This window comes from Chryseobacterium sp. DZ-32 (assembly GCF_059587025.1).
Window position 1 is genome coordinate 1 of the sequence record NZ_JCAIOM010000045.1, and the last position, 1,206, is coordinate 1,206.

A 1,206-nucleotide genomic window follows, 5' to 3' on the forward strand; every position below is an offset into this window, starting at 1 on the left:
TGAATTAGTCAATACTTAATCTGACAGTTATATCAAATTAAATAACTTTAAAACAGATTAAGTATTATGACAACACAACAAAAGATCATCAAAAACAAGTTAGGCGTACTTGAATTAGCACAACATTTAGGAAACGTATCCAAAGCCTGTAAGGTGATGGGATATTCCCGAGACAGTTTTTATAGATTTAAAGAATTGTATGAGCAAGGAGGTGAATTAGCATTACAGGAAATCTCCAGAAGAAAGCCAGTATTAAAGAATCGTGTAGATGAAGTCATTGAAAAGGCTGTTGTTGATATAGCTATTGAAAACCCTGCTTTGGGGCAGCTTAGAGTAAGTAATGAACTTAAAAAGAAAGGTTTCATTGTATCACCAGGTGGAGTCAGAAGTATTTGGTTAAGACACGACCTACATACGTTTAAACTAAGATTAAAAGCCCTAGAAGCCAAATCCGCTCAAGATGGTGTAGTCCTTACTGAATCTCAACTTTCAGCACTAGAAAGGGCTAAGGAAGAGAAAAAAGCTCATGGAGAAATTGAAACTCATCATCCAGGATATCTAGGAGCTCAAGACACTTATTACGTAGGCAATATCAAAGGAGTTGGACATATTTATCAACAAACTTTTATTGATACATATTCAAAGGTAGTATTTGCAAAGCTATATGACCGTAAAAATGCTCTTATTGCTGCTGACATGCTTAATGATCAGGTAGTTCCATTCTTTGAGCAGCAGGAACTTCGTTTACTCAGAATTTTAACAGACCGAGGAACGGAATACTGTGGGATAAGAGAGCAGCATGAATACCAGCTTTATTTGGCCATTGAAGATATCGATCATACGAAGACCAAGGCTAAAAGCCCTCAGACCAATGGCATTTGCGAACGTTTTCACAGGACGATACAGGACGAGTTTTATGCCATAGCTTTCAGAAAGAAAATTTACAGAAGTATTGAAGAACTGCAATTAGACTTAAACAGCTGGTTGTCGTATTACAACAATGAAAGAACGCATACAGGAAAACATTGTTACGGTAAAACACCGATGCAGACGTTTTTAGATAGTAAACCTATGGCAAAAGAGAAATTATTGGAAACTCTTGCAGAGGAACAAAAAATCCTTACTTTTGGAAGTAAGGATAATATTGGATAACTGACAATTATTTTTAACCCCTAACTGTCAGATAAAGTCGTGGCTATTACACAT

At 36.2% G+C, this 1,206-nt stretch carries 1 protein-coding gene; it reads left to right on the plus strand.

All coding sequences use genetic code 11. The annotated features are described in order from the left end of the window. Positions 1–66 precede the first annotated feature (66 nt). Positions 67–1,152 (plus strand): IS481 family transposase, encoded by a 1,086-nt coding sequence (locus AC59HC_RS22970; RefSeq protein WP_496559452.1) that lies wholly within the window; start codon positions 67–69, stop codon positions 1,150–1,152. The last annotated feature ends 54 nt before the right edge of the window (positions 1,153–1,206 follow it).